The 16,350-nt window shown below is 63.6% G+C and carries 16 protein-coding genes; 2 read left to right on the top strand and 14 right to left on the bottom strand.

Annotation, left to right across the window (positions count from 1 at the left end):
- Positions 1 to 4: 4 nt before the first annotated feature.
- The 5 genes from sdhA to H163_RS0109115 form a co-directional block, all read right to left on the bottom strand.
- A complete protein-coding gene (gene sdhA / locus H163_RS0109135; protein ID WP_019964268.1) occupies positions 5 to 1,831 on the bottom strand; it encodes a succinate dehydrogenase flavoprotein subunit in 1,827 nt (608 codons plus the stop codon).
- 5 nt (positions 1,832 to 1,836) lie between these two features.
- Positions 1,837 to 2,220 carry a succinate dehydrogenase, hydrophobic membrane anchor protein gene (gene sdhD / locus H163_RS0109130; protein ID WP_026355658.1) on the bottom strand — a complete coding sequence of 128 codons (384 nt, stop codon included), beginning with the start codon at positions 2,218 to 2,220 and terminating at the stop codon, positions 1,837 to 1,839.
- 11 nt (positions 2,221 to 2,231) lie between these two features.
- Positions 2,232 to 2,636: a succinate dehydrogenase, cytochrome b556 subunit gene (sdhC, locus tag H163_RS0109125; RefSeq protein ID WP_019964266.1), complete on the bottom strand. Its 405-nt coding sequence runs from the start codon at positions 2,634 to 2,636 to the stop codon at positions 2,232 to 2,234.
- A gap of 253 nt (positions 2,637 to 2,889) precedes the next feature.
- Positions 2,890 to 3,825, bottom strand: coding sequence for a glutaminase (locus H163_RS0109120; protein ID WP_019964265.1), 936 nt, complete (start codon positions 3,823 to 3,825; stop codon positions 2,890 to 2,892).
- Positions 3,826 to 3,867: 42 nt separating this feature from the next.
- Positions 3,868 to 4,536, bottom strand: coding sequence for a sulfate transporter family protein (locus H163_RS0109115; RefSeq protein WP_026355655.1), 669 nt, complete (start codon positions 4,534 to 4,536; stop codon positions 3,868 to 3,870).
- Positions 4,537 to 4,828: 292 nt separating this feature from the next.
- Here H163_RS0109115 and H163_RS0109110 point away from each other — a divergent pair, with 292 nt between their 5' ends.
- Positions 4,829 to 5,569 (top strand): class I SAM-dependent methyltransferase, encoded by a 741-nt coding sequence (locus H163_RS0109110; RefSeq protein ID WP_019964263.1) that lies wholly within the window; start codon positions 4,829 to 4,831, stop codon positions 5,567 to 5,569.
- Between the two features lie 13 nt (positions 5,570 to 5,582).
- On the opposite strand, the gene recR is transcribed toward H163_RS0109110, so the two are convergent.
- The 9 genes from recR to H163_RS0109065 form a co-directional block, all read right to left on the bottom strand.
- Entirely contained in the window at positions 5,583 to 6,191 is a 609-nt protein-coding gene (gene recR / locus H163_RS0109105; RefSeq protein ID WP_019964262.1) for a recombination mediator RecR, read from the bottom strand.
- Positions 6,192 to 6,480: 289 nt separating this feature from the next.
- On the bottom strand, positions 6,481 to 6,801 hold the full coding sequence (locus tag H163_RS0109100; RefSeq protein ID WP_019964261.1) for a YbaB/EbfC family nucleoid-associated protein: 321 nt from the start codon (positions 6,799 to 6,801) through the stop codon (positions 6,481 to 6,483).
- 17 nt (positions 6,802 to 6,818) lie between these two features.
- Positions 6,819 to 7,898, bottom strand: a complete 1,080-nt coding sequence (gene trpS, locus H163_RS0109095) for a tryptophan--tRNA ligase (RefSeq protein WP_019964260.1) — start codon at positions 7,896 to 7,898, stop codon at positions 6,819 to 6,821.
- A gap of 111 nt (positions 7,899 to 8,009) precedes the next feature.
- Positions 8,010 to 9,620: a murein biosynthesis integral membrane protein MurJ gene (murJ, locus tag H163_RS0109090; RefSeq protein ID WP_019964259.1), complete on the bottom strand. Its 1,611-nt coding sequence runs from the start codon at positions 9,618 to 9,620 to the stop codon at positions 8,010 to 8,012.
- Positions 9,621 to 9,642: 22 nt separating this feature from the next.
- On the bottom strand, positions 9,643 to 12,462 hold the full coding sequence (locus tag H163_RS0109085) for a [protein-PII] uridylyltransferase (RefSeq protein ID WP_019964258.1): 2,820 nt from the start codon (positions 12,460 to 12,462) through the stop codon (positions 9,643 to 9,645).
- Positions 12,463 to 12,589: 127 nt separating this feature from the next.
- Positions 12,590 to 12,961, bottom strand: coding sequence for a helix-turn-helix domain-containing protein (locus tag H163_RS0109080; RefSeq protein ID WP_026355654.1), 372 nt, complete (start codon positions 12,959 to 12,961; stop codon positions 12,590 to 12,592).
- A 37-nt stretch (positions 12,962 to 12,998) separates the two neighbouring features.
- A complete protein-coding gene (locus H163_RS0109075) occupies positions 12,999 to 13,610 on the bottom strand; it encodes a Smr/MutS family protein (protein WP_019964256.1) in 612 nt (203 codons plus the stop codon).
- Positions 13,607 to 14,839: a murein transglycosylase A gene (gene mltA, locus H163_RS0109070; protein WP_208975358.1), complete on the bottom strand. Its 1,233-nt coding sequence runs from the start codon at positions 14,837 to 14,839 to the stop codon at positions 13,607 to 13,609. The genes H163_RS0109075 and mltA overlap by 4 nt, the downstream gene beginning before the upstream one ends.
- A complete protein-coding gene (locus H163_RS0109065; protein WP_019964254.1) occupies positions 14,836 to 15,564 on the bottom strand; it encodes a Tim44/TimA family putative adaptor protein in 729 nt (242 codons plus the stop codon). Before H163_RS0109065 ends, mltA begins: the two co-directional genes overlap by 4 nt.
- Before the next feature lie 277 nt (positions 15,565 to 15,841).
- Here H163_RS0109065 and H163_RS0109060 point away from each other — a divergent pair, with 277 nt between their 5' ends.
- Positions 15,842 to 16,327, top strand: coding sequence for an FxsA family protein (locus tag H163_RS0109060; RefSeq protein WP_019964253.1), 486 nt, complete (start codon positions 15,842 to 15,844; stop codon positions 16,325 to 16,327).
- Positions 16,328 to 16,350 lie beyond the last annotated feature (23 nt).

Genomic DNA, 16,350 nt, shown 5'->3' with positions numbered 1-16,350 from the left:
GTCCTTAGTACACGCGTGCCTTGGGGGCGATCTTCTTCGGGTCGATGCCGCCCTGCTCGTAGGGCGTCAGCGGCTCGAGGACGACCGGACGGTAGTCCAGCTTGACGTTGCCGGCTTCGTCCACCCAGGACAGGGTGTGCTTGCGCCAGTTGTCGTCATCACGGCCACCCAGCGGACCATCCTTGTAGTCCTCGCGGGCATGGGCACCACGGCTCTCCTTGCGGGCCTCGGCGCCGTAGACCGTGGTGATGGCGTTGGCCATCAGGTTCTGCAGCTCGAGGGTTTCCACGAGATCCGAGTTCCAGACCATGGACCGGTCGGAGACCTTGACGTCGCTCATTTCGCCCCAGATGGCGGAGAGGCGCTTGCAGCCCTGCTCCAGGCTTTCCTGGGTGCGGAACACGGCCGCGTCTTCCTGCATGGCGCGCTGCATCTTCTCGCGCAGCGCTGCCGTCGGCGTGCTGCCGCTGGCGTGGCGCGTCTTGTCGAAGCGGGCCATGATTTCTTCGCAGGAGCGCTCGTTCGGCGTGGGCACTGCGGACTTCGGATCGACAACCTCCGCTGCGCGGATGGCAGCGGCGCGGCCGAAGACCACGAGGTCGATCAGCGAGTTGGAGCCAAGGCGGTTGGCGCCATGCACCGATGCGCAGCCCGCCTCACCCACGGCCATCAGGCCCGGCTGGATGCGGTTCGGGTTGGCGGCATCCGGGTTCAGCACTTCGCCCCAGTAGTTGGTGGGGATGCCGCCCATGTTGTAGTGCACGGTCGGCAGAACCGGGATCGGCTCCTTGGTGACGTCCACGCCCGCGAAGATCTTCGCGGATTCGGAAATGCCCGGCAGACGCTCGGCCAGCATGGCCGGATCCAGGTGGTCGAGGTGCAGGAAGATGTGATCCTTGTTCTTGCCGACGCCGCGGCCTTCACGGATCTCCAGGGTCATGCAGCGCGACACCACGTCACGGGAGGCAAGGTCCTTGGCGGAAGGTGCATAACGCTCCATGAAGCGCTCGCCTTCCGAGTTGACCAGATAGCCGCCTTCGCCGCGGGCGCCCTCGGTGATGAGGCAGCCCGAGCCGTAGATGCCGGTCGGATGGAACTGCACGAATTCCATGTCCTGCAGCGGCAGGCCCGCACGGGCCACCATGCCGCCGCCGTCGCCGGTGCAGGTGTGGGCCGAGGTTGCGGAGAAATAGGCACGGCCATAGCCACCGGTCGCCAGAACCACCATCTTCGCGGAGAAGCGGTGAATGGTGCCGTCATCGAGGTTCCAGGCGATCACGCCCTGGCACACGCCGTCTTCCGACATGATCAGGTCGAGCGCGAAATACTCGATGTAGAATTCGGCATTGTGCCGCAGGGACTGGCCATAGAGCGTGTGCAGGATGGCGTGGCCGGTACGGTCCGCCGCCGCGCAGGTGCGCTGCACCGGGGGGCCTTCGCCGTAGTTCTGCATGTGGCCGCCGAAGGGGCGCTGGTAGATGCGGCCATCCTCGGTGCGCGAGAAGGGCACGCCATAATGCTCCAGCTCATACACGGCCTTCGGCGCTTCACGGGCCAGATACTCCATGGCGTCGGTGTCACCGAGCCAGTCGGAGCCCTTCACCGTGTCGTACATGTGCCATTCCCAGCAGTCCGGCGTCATGTTCTTCAGCGAGGCGGCAATGCCGCCCTGTGCTGCCACCGTGTGGGAGCGGGTGGGGAACACCTTGGTGATGCAGGCCGTGCGCAGGCCCTGCTCGGCCATGCCGAGAGTGGCGCGCAGACCGGCACCGCCGGCGCCGACCACCACCACATCGTGGGTGTGTTCGACAAATTCATAGGTCTTGGCCATGTGGATCAGCCTCCAAAGGCAATCTTGATGACCGCGAACACCGATCCGAGGCCGACAGCGGCACAGAAGAAGATGTTGGCCATCAGGGCGAGGAACTTCACGCCGTCACCGTGGACATAGTCCTCGATGATGACCTGCATGCCGAGCTTCATGTGATAGATGCCGGACAGGATGACCAGCAGAAGCAGGATCGACAGCAGCGGGTTCTTCAGGGCTGCGACCAGTTCCGCATGGCTTGAGCCCTGCAGGGAAATGACCAGCACGATGAAGAACGAGATGAGGAAGACGTTGGCAAAGGCCGTGACGCGCTGGCGCCAGAAATGCTCGGTGCCTTCCTTGGCGGAGCCAAGGCCGCGGACCTTGCCGAGGGGAGTGCGCATATCGCTCATGATCTATCTCCTCAGCGGACCATGTAGCCGATGATCCACAGCAGGATCGTCAGCGTCACCGAACCGATGATGGTGGCACGGGCCAGCCATTCGCGCGCTTCACGGCCGAAACCGGCGCCCATGTCCCAGATGAAGTGGCGGATGCCGCCCAGCATGTGGTGAACAAGGGCCCAGGTGAAGCCGAACAGCACCAGGCGGCCAAGGATCGAACCCATCAGGCCATTGACGAAATCATAATAGGCCTCGCCGGAGGCGGCGGCGATGAGCCACCAGGCCAGCAGCAGGGTCCCGAAATAAAGCGCCCCACCGGTGATGCGGTGGAGGATCGACATCACCATCGTCAGGATCGGCTTGTAGATCTGAAGATGGGGCGACAGAGGGCGGCTGCCCTTCACATCGACATCCGGCATGGACATTCTCTCCCGTCCGACGCCATGCTGCCGTTTACGTAAACGTCAGCAATCTGCGGCGTTGTCTAGTGGGGTAATAGCGCCAAGAACACGGCTCGTCAAAGTATCCTGAGGGTGAAAACTGCATTGAGTTTCTTTCCCTCGAATACGAAGCGCGGATTCTCGCGGGTTTGAACGATTGAAAGACCAGAGCGGGTTAATATGGCGTGAAGTTTATGCAGGTGCTGAAACGGCTTTAACTTGAAAAGAATCTTCAGGTTTATCCGAAGACAGACCAGCCCGTCTTGCGCGCAAGGGTCTCCATCGCCTCCGTTCCCAACTTTGAATTGCCATACTGGTTCAGCCCGGGCGACCAGACGGCGATGGAAGCCCGGCCCGGCGCGATGACGAGAATTCCGCCGCCAACACCGCTCTTTCCCGGCAGGCCGACGCGGAAGGCAAAGTCGCCTGAGCCGTCATAATGGCCGCAGGTCATCATCAGTGCATTGATGCGCCGGCGCCGGTCGCGCGAAATCAGGCGCGGCATGCCCGGCCCTTCCAGCAACAGCCGCCCGGCCAGCGCCAGCTGGCGGCAGCTCATGTCGATGGCGCATTGGTGACAGTAAGTGCCAAGTACCTTGTCGGTGCTGTTCCGCAAATTGCCAAAGGAAGCAAGGTAATGGGCAAGGGCGAAGTTCCGGTTCGTGGTTGCAATTTCTGACTGCGCAACATTCTGGTTGATGCGAATGTCCTCAAGATCGCAGGCTGTCTGGACAAACCGTACCATCTGGCCCAGCGCTTCGCGGGGCGAGGAGTCCGCCAGGTAGGTGTCCGTGGTCACCAGCGCCCCGGCGTTGATAAACGGGTTGCGGGGAATTCCATTCTCGTGCTCAAGTAGCAGTAGGCTGTTGAAGGACTGACCCGAGGGCTCGCGTCCGACGCGGTGCCACAGCTGGTCGCCGACCTTGCCCAGCGCCATTGCCAGCGCAAAGACCTTGGACACCGACTGGATGGAGAAGGGCGTATCCGCGTCTCCTGCGGCATAAATCTCGCCGGAAACGCTGGCCACGCAGATGCCGAACTGATTCGGATCCACCCGGGAAAGCTCCGGGATGTAATCCGCCACCTTGCCCCGCTCGTCCGAGGTCATGGCCTCACTGACGATTGCGTCCAGAAGATCCTGCATCTGCTCCCGCCCAAGTTCTGTCACCGGCATGCGGCAGGCTCCTCCTCAGCCGTTACCGGGTGGCGGACCCAATCATACCCGGCGGGTCAAGGAAAGCCGTTTAAAAAGATGAACCATGAAAATCGTCGCAAAGACCGGCGTGACCAGGTTCAGCAGCGGCACGGCAAGAACGGCCGCAATCAGCAGACCCGCCATGAACACCTTGCCGCTGTTCGCCTGCCGCAGCCGCCGGGCTTCCGTTAACGGCATGAAGCGGGACGCGGCGAACTCGAAGAACTCGCGTCCCAGCAGATAGGCATTCACCACGAAAAAGGCGATGAGGTTGATGCCCGGCACCAGCAGCAGCACCAGCGCAAAAAGATTGCCCAGAATGACCACGCCCGTGAACCGCAGGGTCGAGAGCAGCGATGTTCCCAGCGGCATGGCTTTGCCCGGCAGATCGGCCGGATAATTGGTCCGCTCGACGATTTCTGCCACATCATCCTGAAAGAACCCGGCGAAAAGCGCCGTCACCGGCGCCACCAGAAAGCCCAGCGCGAAGATGGCGCCGATGCCGGTCAGGATCGTCACCACCGTATCGAGCCATGGATAGGGCAGTTCCACAAACCCGGCGACCAGCGCCTGCAGCCCGATCCATACGGCCATCAGCACGGCCAGCGTGAATGCCAGGGACTTGATCAGGATTGCCCGGAAAGCCGGCTCGAAAACCTGCCCCAGAGAGCGGAGTGCATCGGAAATCATCGGCAGCTTCCAGTCCTTGCGCGTCTCATACCAACTCTCGATGAGCCCGGCTCGCCGGGAGTTTATCGAGCCCATCGGGCATCGGAGCAATTTCAAGACGTGATGCGTCAGCATCTCTGCGCCTTGGTATCACAGTCTTTCAGGGCAGAGATAAGCGCGGCCTGCACCGGCCACAAGGCAGGGAACCCGAAACCGCTTTTCACAGTTCTGGCTGCAACAGCGTCCATTGGTGACCCGGGTAAATTGGTGTACCATGCGGGACGGTTGCGGCCTATTTCCATGGGAGGAGAGCATGCCGGCAAGCAGCAAGCAGAATGCGGCGGATCTTTTCCGCTTTGAATGGGGCATCTACCGCAAGCTCACCAGCTCCGGGCTTTTCGGCCATGTGGAAGTGGCCGAGGTGCTGGAGCGCGAAATTTCGGCTCGGTTCTCTATGCCCTTCTCCTTTCTGGATCTTGCCTGCGGCGATGCCACGGTGACGAGCAGCGTGCTGAGCCGCCATCCGGCGGCCGTTTACCGGGGCATCGACCTGTCGGCCATGGCGCTGGCGCTGGCGCGGGACAATTTTGCCGGCGCCGCCTTTCCGGTGACGCTTGAGGAAACCGACATGCTGGCCGCCCTCTCGCCGGAGGTAGTGGGGCCGGTGGATGTGATCTGGTGCGGACTGTCACTGCATCACCTGCCGCAGGATGAAAAACGCCAGCTCTTCACGCTTGCCCGCAATGCTCTTGGCAAGGGCGGGGGCAAGGGCGGGATGATGGCCGTCTATGAGCCGGTGCTTCCGGACGGGCTGACCCGTGATGCCTTCATGGCGCGGATGGCGGGCGAATTGAGGCAGGCCTGGGAGGTGCTTTCCCCGCATGAGTTCGACCACATGTGGCAGCATATCAACAGCTTCGATTTTCCCGAGACGCTGGACGGCTGGAAATCCCTCGGCCTTGCTGCAGGCTTTGCGCAGGCTCAGGAAGTGTTCCGCCTGACCGGACCGATGCCCTGCTCCTTCATCGTCTACGAAGCGGGGCCGTCTCATTAGAAGGTAAAAAGGGTCAAAGCCGGGTACGCGCCTTCAGGGCTTGGGCCAGCGTGCCTTCGTCGAGATAATCCAGCTCCCCGCCCACCGGCACACCGTGGGCAAGACGCGAGACGGTGACGCCGGAGACGGCCAGTTCGCCGGTGACGTAATGGGCCGTGGTCTGCCCTTCCACCGTGGCGCTGATGGCAAGGATCACCTCACGGATGCTGCCCCGGTTCACCCGCTCCACCAGCGAGGCGATGTTGAGGTCTTCCGGGCCGATGCCATCCAGCGGCGACAGGGTGCCGCCCAGCACATGATAGCGGGCATTGAGGGCCGCCGCCCGCTCCAGCGCCCAGAGATCGGCCACATCCTCAACAACAACCAGCAGCCCCTCGTCGCGGGCCGGATCGCAGCAGATGGCGCAAGGGTCGGACGTGTCGACCGTGCCGCAGACCGAGCACACGCCCACCTTCTCCACCGCGACAGCCATGGCGGAGGCGAGCGGCACGAGCAGCTGCTCTTTTTTCTTGATCAGATGCAGCGCTGCCCGGCGCGCCGAGCGGGGACCAAGGCCCGGCAGCTTCGCCAGAAGCTGAATCAGGCGTTCAATCTCGGGTCCTGCAACCTTCCGGCTGGCCATGAGGCACTCCTATACTGACCGTTCAAAACGATCTGGAATCTGCCGTTGCTGTTCGCGGTCAAGCTTCCAACTTTCGCCGCAGCGCCCCTCTCCCCCCTTGAGGGGGAGATGTCAGCGTAAGCTGACAGAGGGGGGTATCGGCGCTTCAGCAGAAGGTCATCTCTGTCATCCGGGAGAGGCTTACACCCCCCTCTGCCCCCTGCCGGGGGCATCTCCCCCTCAAGGGGGGGAGAGGAAATGGCGCCCTGCCAAATAATCAGCTTGAACCGTCCGAACGCCCCCCGCTCCCTCAGAACGGCAGCTTGAAGCCGGCGGGCAGGCCCATGCCGCTCATCAGCTCCTGGGTCTTTTCCGCCATCATCGCCTCGGCCTTGGCCTTGGCGTCGGTGTGGGCGGCGAGGACCAGGTCTTCGAGGATTTCCACCTCGTCTTCCTTGGCCAGCGAAGGGTCGATCTTCAGGCCCTTCATGTCGCCCTTGCCCGACAGGGTGACGGTGACAAGACCGGCACCGGCGCTGCCGGTCACTTCAACGGCGGCCAGGCTTTCCTGCAGGGAGCCCATCTTCTCCTGCATCTGCTTGGCCTGCTTCATCATCTTGAGGAAGTCCATGGGTGTCTCCTTGTGGTTCAGCGCACGTCGAGGAAGCCGATGATCTTGCGCATGTCGCGCAGCACCGGCTCGGCAATGGCCGAGGCGCTTTCAGCGCCTGCCTTCAGCACCTTGTCGATTTCGGCCGGGTCGGCCATCAGGCGGCGCATTTCGCCCGAAAGCGGCGCCAGCTTGTCGACGGCAAGATCCGCCAGCGCCGGCTTGAAGACGGAGAAGGGCTGCCCGCCGTAATCGCGGATGACCTCTTTCTTCGTCTTGCCCGCAAGCGCTGCGAAAATGCCGACCAGATTGTCCGCCTCGGGGCGGCCCTTGAGGCCTTCCACTTCGCCCGGCAGCGGCTCGGGATCGGTCTTGGCCTTCTTGACCTTCTTGGAGATGGCATCCGCATCATCGGCAAGGTTGATGCGCGACAGGTCGGACGGGTCCGACTTCGACATCTTCTTGGTGCCATCGCGCAGGCTCATGATGCGGGTGGCGGGACCTGCGATCATCGGCTCGGGCAGCGGCAGATAAAGCTCATCCGGCACTTCCGGCGAGGGCGTGGGGTTCGGCACGCCGATGCCCAGCTCCTTGATGCGCTCTGCGAAATCGTTGTTGAATTTCTGCGCAATGTCGCGGGTCAGCTCCAGATGCTGCTTCTGGTCATCGCCCACCGGCACATGGGTGGCGCGGTAGGCCAGAATGTCGGCGGCCATCAGGTTCGGATAGGCGAAGAGGCCAACGGAGGCGTTCTCGCTGTTCTTGCCGGCCTTGTCCTTGAACTGGGTCATCCGGTTCAGCCAGCCCATGCGGGCGACGCAGTTGAAAATCCACGCCAGTTCCGCGTGTTCCTTCACCTGGCTCTGGTTGAAGATGATGGAGCGCTTCGGGTCGATGCCGGCGGCGATATAGGCGGCGGTCACCTCACGGGTCGCGCTCTTCAGTTCGCCCGCATCCGGGAACCCGGCCGTGATGGCATGCAGATCAACGACGCAGAAGATCGACGGCATCTGGTCCTGCAGCGGCACCCAGCGGGAAACGGCGCCCAGATAATTGCCGAGATGGAGATTGCCGGTTGGCTGGACACCAGAAAAACAGCGGGGCTGGAAAGCCGTCATGATCAAGTCCCTGAGAGTTGGCCGGTTGGAAGGGCCCGTAAATGGGAAGGCAGAATGCCGCTGTTCTTATGGCGAACCGCTGGCGGCAAGGCAAGCCGGGAGCTTTGGGCTTCAATCGGACATGAAACCGGGCATGGCATCACGTTTGCCGTCATCGCCTTTTTCCCGGCCCTTGCGCAGGCGGCGGGTAAAGCCGATGAGATCGGAACCGCCGGTGATATGCGCAAAGACCGCGAAGGTGGCCATGCCGGATCCCGTCAGCAGCAGCAGCCCGGCAAGACGGATGGAGAGATGGCCACTGGTCAGCAGCGGTGCAAGCGGCCCGGACAGGAGTTCCACCGCCGCGCCCATGAGAAGACTTGCCACGAACAGCAGCGCCACCTTGCGCAGCACCAGCCGGTCCGGCACGAAATAGCCGCTGCGCCACAGGGCAAGGCCGAGCAGCACGGAGTTGACCCAGCCCGAAATGCTTGTGGCGGCGGCAATCCCTGTATGCCGGAATTCAGGAAACAGCAGCAGCGACAGGGCAAGGTTGATCACGGCGCTGATGCCTGCACACCACATGGGGGTGCGCATGTCCTCCCGGGCAAAAAAGCCGGGGGCAAACACCTTGTGCAGCACGAAGGCAGGCAGGCCCCAGGCAAAGGCGGCCAGCGCCAGCGCTGTGCCCTCCACAGCCTCCCGGCCGAAGGCGCCGCGCTGGAACAGCACCGAGACGATTTCCTCGGGGATCAGCACCAGCGCCACCGAGGCAGGCAGCGTCAGGGCGAGGGAAAACTCCATCGCCCCGTTCAGTGTCTTGCGGAAGGTGGCACCCTGACCGGAGCGCAGCTGCCGCGTCAGGCTGGGCAGCAGCACGACACCCACGGCGATGCCGATGACGCCCAGTGGCAGCTGATAAAGCCGGTCTGCGTAATAGAGCAGCGCATTGGCGCTGGCCTCGCCCGAGGCAATCACCTGCCCGACGACGATGTTGATCTGGGTGATGCCGCCCGCAATCACCCCCGGCACGCCGAGAAGCGCAAGCCTGCGCACGGCCGGCGTCAGGCGCGGGCGCAGCACGGGCACGCGGAATCCGAGGCGTTTCAACCCCGCCAGCACGAAGACAAGCTGCACGATGCCGGCCAGGGCAACGCCGCCGCTCAAGGATAGGGCCAGGGTTCGTTCGCCGGAGACCCCGGCAAATGCAATGGCGCCGAGGACGGCGCACATCACCACATTCAGCATGACCGGGGCAAAGGCCGCCGCAGCGAAACGGTGATAGGTGTTGAGAATGCCGGCGGCAAAGGCCAGCATGGACATGAACAGGAGATAGGGGAAGGCGATCCGCGACATCAGCACGGTGAGATCAAACTTCTCCGGCTCGGCCGCAAAGCCCGGCGCCAGCGCCCAGACCACCGCCGGCATGAAAACCTGCGCCAGTGCCGTCAGCGCCAGAAGCGTCCAGAACAGGGCCGCGGCAATCTCCCCGGCCACCCGGCGGGCCGCTTCCTCGCCTTCTTCCTCCAGTGTCCGGCCAAAGAGGGGCACGAAAGCGGAATTGAAGGCCCCTTCCGCAAACAGGCGCCGGAAGAGATTGGGCAGGCGGAAGGCGACGACAAAGGCATCGGCCACCGGCCCGGTGCCAACGACGGCCGCCAGCATGGCATCGCGCACAAAGCCGATCAGACGGCTGGCGAGGGTGGCGCCGCCGACAGTGGCAAAGTTCCGCAGCATGCTCATGGGGTGTTCGTCCGCCCGCTGGTCAGGATTGCGTCACCAGTGCCGCTGCCCCGGAATTTGTTTCAAGCTTGCCGTCGACCGCCTGCACCAGCCGCTCGCGGATAACATCCTGCCGGGCGATGTTGGAGATCTTCTGCCCCGTCAGGTCGGTGACATAGAACACGTCCACCACCCGCTCGCCGAAGGTGGAAATATGGGCCGAGCCGATGTTGAGGTTCAGCGTCGCCATGGCGCGGGTAAGGTCATACAGAAGGCCCGGCCGGTCGAGGCCGCTCACCTCGATGATGGTGTAATTGTCAGAGGACGAGTTGTTGACGATCACATCCGCCGTGATGCGGAAGGCCTTCATCCGGCCCTTCACCGCTGTTTTCTTGCTCACATGCTCGGGCAGCGGCGCGTCACCGCGCAGGGTCTTGAGGATGAGATCGGTGATCCGCTCACCCCGGCGCTTTTCATCCGCATCATCGGGCAGCTCGCGGCTGACGAAGATCGTGTCCAGCGCAAAGCCGTCGGTCGTCGTGTCGATCTGGGCGTCGACGATATTGGCGCCCGTGACGAAACAGGCACCGGCGATCGAGGACAGAAGGCGCGGATGATCCGGTGCCAGCAGGGTGATTTCGGTGACGCCCTCGAAGGCGCGGGTGGTGACGGCCGCAGCAAAGCGCTCATGCTTGAGATCGGCGTTGTGGATCAGCTCGGCATGGGCCAGCGTGCGCTCCGGCTCGGTGCGCAGCCAATAGGCCGGATAGTGCCGCGCCACATAGTCCTTGCGTGCCGCCTCCGGCCAGGACGACAGCTTTTCCTCCAGCCGCGCCTTGGCATCGGCCACCCGCTCCTTGCGGCTCAGCTGGCTGTGGCCGCCGGTCAGCAGCGGTTCGCATTCGTAATAGAGCGTGCGCAGCAGCTGGCCTTTCCAGCCGTTGAAGACGCCCGGCCCCACAGCGCGGATATCGGCCACGGTCAGGATCAGCAGCAGCTTCAGCCGCTCCATGCTCTGCACGATATGGGCAAAGTCGGCGATGGTCTTGCGGTCGGAGAGATCGCGCGACTGGGCATAGGTGCTCATGTCGAGGTGATGCTCCACCAGCCAGGCGACCGTATCGGTCTCCGAGGCGCTGAGGCCGAAGCGCGGGCAGATCTTGCGGGCAATGCGTGCCCCGGCGATGGAATGATCCTCGGGCCTTCCCTTGGCAATGTCATGCAGGAACATCGCCACATAGAGAACCTTCCGGTTCTGGATGGTCTTGATCAGCTGGGTGGAGAGCGGATTGCCCTCGCCCGCATCGCCGCGTTCGATTTCGGCCAGCACGCCGATCGAGCGGATGAGATGCTCGTCCACCGTATAGTGGTGGTACATGTTGAACTGCATCATCGCCACCACCTTGCCGAAATCCGGCACGAAGCGGCCCAGCACGCCGGCCTCGTTCATGGCGCGCAGGGTTTCTTCCGGGTGGTTGCGGGAGGTGAGGATGGAGAGGAACAGCCGGTTGGCTTCCGGATTGTCCCGCAAGGCCCCGTTGATCAGCGACAGGGAGCGGTGGATCCGCTTCATCAGCTCCGGATGGAGATGGTGCTCCATTCTGTCCGCCACCTGAAACACACGGATCAGGTTGACCGGGTCATCCTTGAACACGGTGTCGGATGCGGCATTGATGCGGCCGTTCTCGACAACGAAACCGGGGGCCTCGCGGATAGGCTGCACGTTGCTGCCGCGCGCGCCCCGCAGGCGCAGCATCAGCCCGCCGATGCCCGAGCCATGCGGCTTTTTCACATGCTGGTCTTCCAGCGCCGAACAGAAGATGCGCGTCAGGTCACCCACATCCTTGGCCACAAGGAAGTAGTGCTTCATGAAGCGCTCCACATCCTTCTGGCCGGGATGCTGGGTGTAGCCGAGGCGGATGGCGATTTCCCGCTGCAAGTCAAACGACAGGCGCTCTTCCGGGCGGCCGGTGAGGAAATGCACGTGGCAGCGCACCGCCCACAGGAAGTCCTCGCATTTGATGAAGCGGTTGTATTCGGCCCGCGACAGCACACCCTGCGACACGAGATCGGACTGGGTGCGCACGCGGTAGTGATACTTGGCGATCCAGAACAGGGTGTTCAGGTCGCGCAGGCCGCCCTTGCCTTCCTTGATGTTGGGCTCGACCAGATAGCGCGAGGTGCCCTGCCGCTTGTGCCGGTCATCGCGCTCGGCAAGCTTTGCGGCGATGAATTCGGAGCTGGTTCCGGCCACGACTTCCGCATCAAAGCGGGTCTGCAGATCCTCGAACAGCGGCTCCTCGCCCCAGATGAAGCGGGCCTCGAGAATGGCCGTGCGAATGGTCATGTCCTGCCGGGCAAGGCGGATGCATTCGTCGATGTTGCGGGTGGCGTGGCCAACCTTGAAGCCCAGATCCCAGAGCATGTAGAGGATGTATTCCACCACCTGCTCGCCCCAGGGGGTCTGCTTGTAGGGCAGCAGGAACAGCAGATCGATGTCGGAGCCCGGCGCCAGCGTGCCGCGGCCGTAGCCGCCCACCGCCACCACGGCCATGCGCTCGGCGGCCGAGGGGTTCTTGATCTGGTAGACGTGCCAGAGGGCAAAATCATAGATGACGCGGATCAGTTCGTCCTGCAGATGGCTCAGGCGCTGGGCGCAGGCAAGGCCGCTGCCATCGCGCTTCAGGCCTTCCTGCGCCAGATCGCGGCCGGTCTTGTAGGCAGCCTTCAACTCGCCCAGCACGGCAGCGCGCACCTTAAGGTCCGTGCCCTTGCCGTTGTGGGGGGCGGTCAGGGCGGTCAGCCTTTCACGCAGGGCATCTGCGTCGACAAGCTCATTCAGGTCTGCTGCGGGAAGCTTCATATGTGGTCGTCCTGTCCGGGCCCGCCGCTTCAAGGCAGGCCTGTGCCGCGCCGGACCCTATATGCCCGTAACGCGCCCTGAAAGCCTCTAAACTATGCAGGTCCTGACTTGAGGCAGGATCTGCCGGTCAGACACCATCCCTGGCGGCAACGACCCGCAGCTGGTGCAGCAGATGATCGAGGGAATCCGGGGACAGGCCCTCGATCTTGCGCGCCAGCAGATTGGTGAACTCCGTCGCCTTCGGGTCCAGCCCCGAGGTGTCGATGGTCACCTTTGGATCGGAAATCTCGGCAAGACGCTGGATTTCCTCTGCCTCGTCCCAGATGACATTGAAAAACGTTATGATTCGCTGAACCAGAAACCAGGTCGGCTTGCCGCGCTTGCCATGCTCCAGCGCTGACAGATAGGCGCTTGAGACTGCTAGGCCTGACGCCATCTCCTTCAGCGAGATGCCGCGCCTGGCCCTCATTTCCCTGATCTTGGCTCCCAGCGGTGTCATGCCTTTCCTGCCCCTGTCTTTCGCCTTGCCCCTGCCGTTACGCCTTGCGCTTGCGCAGGCGTACATAGAGCGCGCCGGACCCGCCGTGGGTCAGATGCGCTTCCTCGAACCCCAGCACGATATGCCGCAGATCGGCCATGGCAAGCCATTGCGGCACCACCCGGCGCAGAATGCCGCGCTCGTCCATATAGGGCGCGCCATGGCCGGAGCCCGGCCCGCTGCGCCCGCCCTTGCCAGTGATGACCAGCACGATCACATGGCCGCGCTGGTAGGCCACATGCAGGAAGCCGCGCAACCGGTCATGTGCTTCGTGCTGGGTCAGGCCATGCAGATCGATCCGCGCATCAAAGCTGCGCATGCCGCGCACGATCTTCTGCCGCACCCGCCGTTCCAGCGGCGCCAGTGGCGGCGGGCCCTTCGGCTGGGCGGGGGAGCGGATGGCCGTTTCGGACGTGCCTGCGTCCTGTCCGGCGCCCGTCATGGCAATACCGGCCCGCGCCATTTCCTCGGCAAGGCTCAGCTCCTGCTCCAGATCCGGGTCCGGCTCCAGAGGCCGCGTGGTCTTGAGCGGCGTCAGCGTTGCCGCCACTTTCGACCAGACCTGCCTGTCTTCGGTGGAAAGATCCTTGCGTCCGCGCCGTCCGCTCATGAGCCTTGCCCCGAGGGTTTCGGTGTCAGGACACGCGGCAGCAAAATGGTGAAGCTGGCCTTGTGGCGTACGGCTCCGGCCGCAACTCCTGCGGCATCGCCCGAGCCCATGAAGATGTCGCCGCGCGCGGCCCCTCGAATGGCCGAGCCCGTGTCATCGGCAATCATCAGCCGCTGCCACTGTCGCTGCGCCAGACCTGCACCGGACAGATCCGCTCCGACGAAGACCGGCAGACCATAGCTGTGAAAGCGCGGGTCAATGGCAAGGCTGCGGCCCGGCACCAGCGGCAGGCCCGCCGCGCCAATGGGACCAAGCTCCGGTCCCACTTCTGTCACTTCGCGGAAGAAGATGAAGGAGCGGTTGCGGCGGAACAGCCCGTCCATCCGCTCCGGATTGGCCTTCAGCCAGGCGCGCAGGCCCTGCATGGTGAAGTCTTCCGGCGTGCCTTCGCCCGCCTCCACCAGCACCTTGCCGATGGCGGTGTAGGGATGGCCGGTCTTGCCGGCATAGCCTGCCCGCATCACCGAGCCGTCCTCAAGGCGGATCCGGGTGGAACCCTGCACATGGACGAAATAGGCATCAATCGGATCGGCCAGCCAGACAAGCTCCAGCCCCCTGCCCTTGATCACGCCGTCCATGATGGCGCCCCGGTCGGGCATTTCGTGGAAGCCTTGTTCCGTCTTCAGAGCATGGGTGAGTCCCGCAAGCCCCTTCGGCGCGTTCTCTGGCTTCAATGCGCTCAGGCCCTCCGGAGCGCGGTAGAGAGGAGTGGAATAGGCCGGCGATGGCTGGCGCGCGCCGCGCACTTCCGGCTCGAAATAAGCGGTGACGAAGCCATCGGACGCTACATGATAGGGGCGGAACTCCCGCTCGAAGAAGGCGCGGGCGGCAGCATCCGTTGCCGGGGCCTCTTCCTGTGCCTTGCGGCAGGCGGCTGTGAGGGCGCGCTGCAGGGCAGCCGGACCGGCAAAGCCTTGTTCAGCGCCCGCGCAGAACCTCAGGAAGGCCTGAATAGCAGCCAGATGGTCATCCTGGGTCCAGCCCGGGAGGCTGGAAAAATCTGCCGGCTTCAGCGGCAGCGCTGTCTCGATCGTCATCGCCCTTGCCCCGCCAGTTCCCCACAGGCATAGCGCCACCGCAAGGCCCGGCAGCACGTGCCGCCGCAAACGCAGAAAGGCCGCAGCAGGGGCTGCGGCCCATCGCAATGCCTGTGCTGACTGCACCGTCATCCTGCCGATTCGGTTGCGACCAGCTTCCAGTTCGGATCGCGTGTCGTGGTGTCGCGCGCGAAGGTCCAGATGTCGACCACTTCCGTGACCCGGTTGGGATCGCCATCAATCACATGGCCGTCCTTGTCACGGGTGGCGGAAATCAGCTCGCTCTGCAGCCGCACGGTTACCTGGGCAATGCTGCCCTTCATCCCGGCTTCCACAATCTCTGCCTTGTCGATGCCCACGAAGGTGGATTCGATCGTTTCCCCGCGCCCCTCGCGGTCGGAGATGGCGCTGTTGAAGCCGTCGAAGACCTCCCGCGACAGAAGCGGCTTGAGCGTCTTGCGGTCGCCTTCGGCAAAGGCGGTGACGATCATCTCATAGGCAGCCTTTGCGCCCTGAATGAACTGCTCGGGCTCGAAGCTGCGGTCGGCAGACAGAACCTGGCGCAGGGCCTCGTTCAGCGCGGAACCGGCCGGAGCCACCTTGTCAGCCAGCTGATCCGGGCTTGCCTGCTCTTCCGGCTCCTGGCGCTGCTGCTGCGAACCGGGCAGCGGCACCACGTTGTCGCGCGGGCTTTCGGCACGTGCCTGACCGTTCTTGTCCGCTGCGGGCTTGGAATAGGGATCATACGGCGGGCGCTCGTTGCCCGTGCGGCGGCCCAGGACGGAGCGGAGCTTGAAGAAGATAAAGACCGCCAGCCCCAGAAGAATGATGTTCGTGACGTCAAAAAAATCGTTCATTTGGTGCTACCGGGCTCTCTCCGCGATCCGCAGCCTCTCTTGACCGGCCTGACGGGCGGGAAAGGACTGCGGGACAATCATTCAATCCCATATGTAGGTTCTGTTGAACCAGCATCCAGTGCGCGGGGCAAGTGTCTTGTCCATCCGGATGGTCCAGATTGGGGACATAACCGCCGTGCCCCGGCGGAAGAGTGGCAAAAATGCGCAGATCCCTCGCATTTCGCTCAGCCAGACCCTATCTTGTACACGTTATATAACTGTCAACGGGTTTGAATCCTTGCCTCTGCTGATCCTGGGCGGCCTGCTGTTGCTGCCGCTTGCCGAAATTGCCGTGTTCATTCTGGTCGGAAAGGCCATTGGCGTGCTGCCGACAATCCTGCTGACGGTGTTGACCGCCGTCGCCGGAACGGTGCTGCTGCGCCAGCAGGGGCTTTCCCTTGTCCGCCGCATGCAGTCCGAGCTTGATGCCGGGCGCGTGCCGGGCGACGACATGATGCAGGGCGCGATGATCGTTCTGGCAAGCCTGTTCCTGCTGCTGCCGGGCTTTCTGACCGACGCGGTTGGTCTTTTGCTGTTCATTCCGCCGCTGCGCGTGGCGCTGGCGCGGTTTTTCTCCCGCCGTGCCTCTGTCGTGGTCGTCAACCGCCGCCGCAAGCAGGGCGAGCCGGTGGTGGATCTGGACGGCGCCGAATGGACCAGCACCCGCCACAAGCCCGATGATGACGGCGCCCCGCGCATCAGCCCCTGGCGCGATGGCAATTGACCTCTGCGGCAGAGTGCCCCTCA

The organism is Pannonibacter phragmitetus DSM 14782 (genome assembly GCF_000382365.1).
Lineage (GTDB): Bacteria > Pseudomonadota > Alphaproteobacteria > Rhizobiales > Stappiaceae > Pannonibacter > Pannonibacter phragmitetus.
Note: the sequence above shows the minus strand (reverse complement) of the source record. Positions and strands in the feature narration are given on the sequence as shown.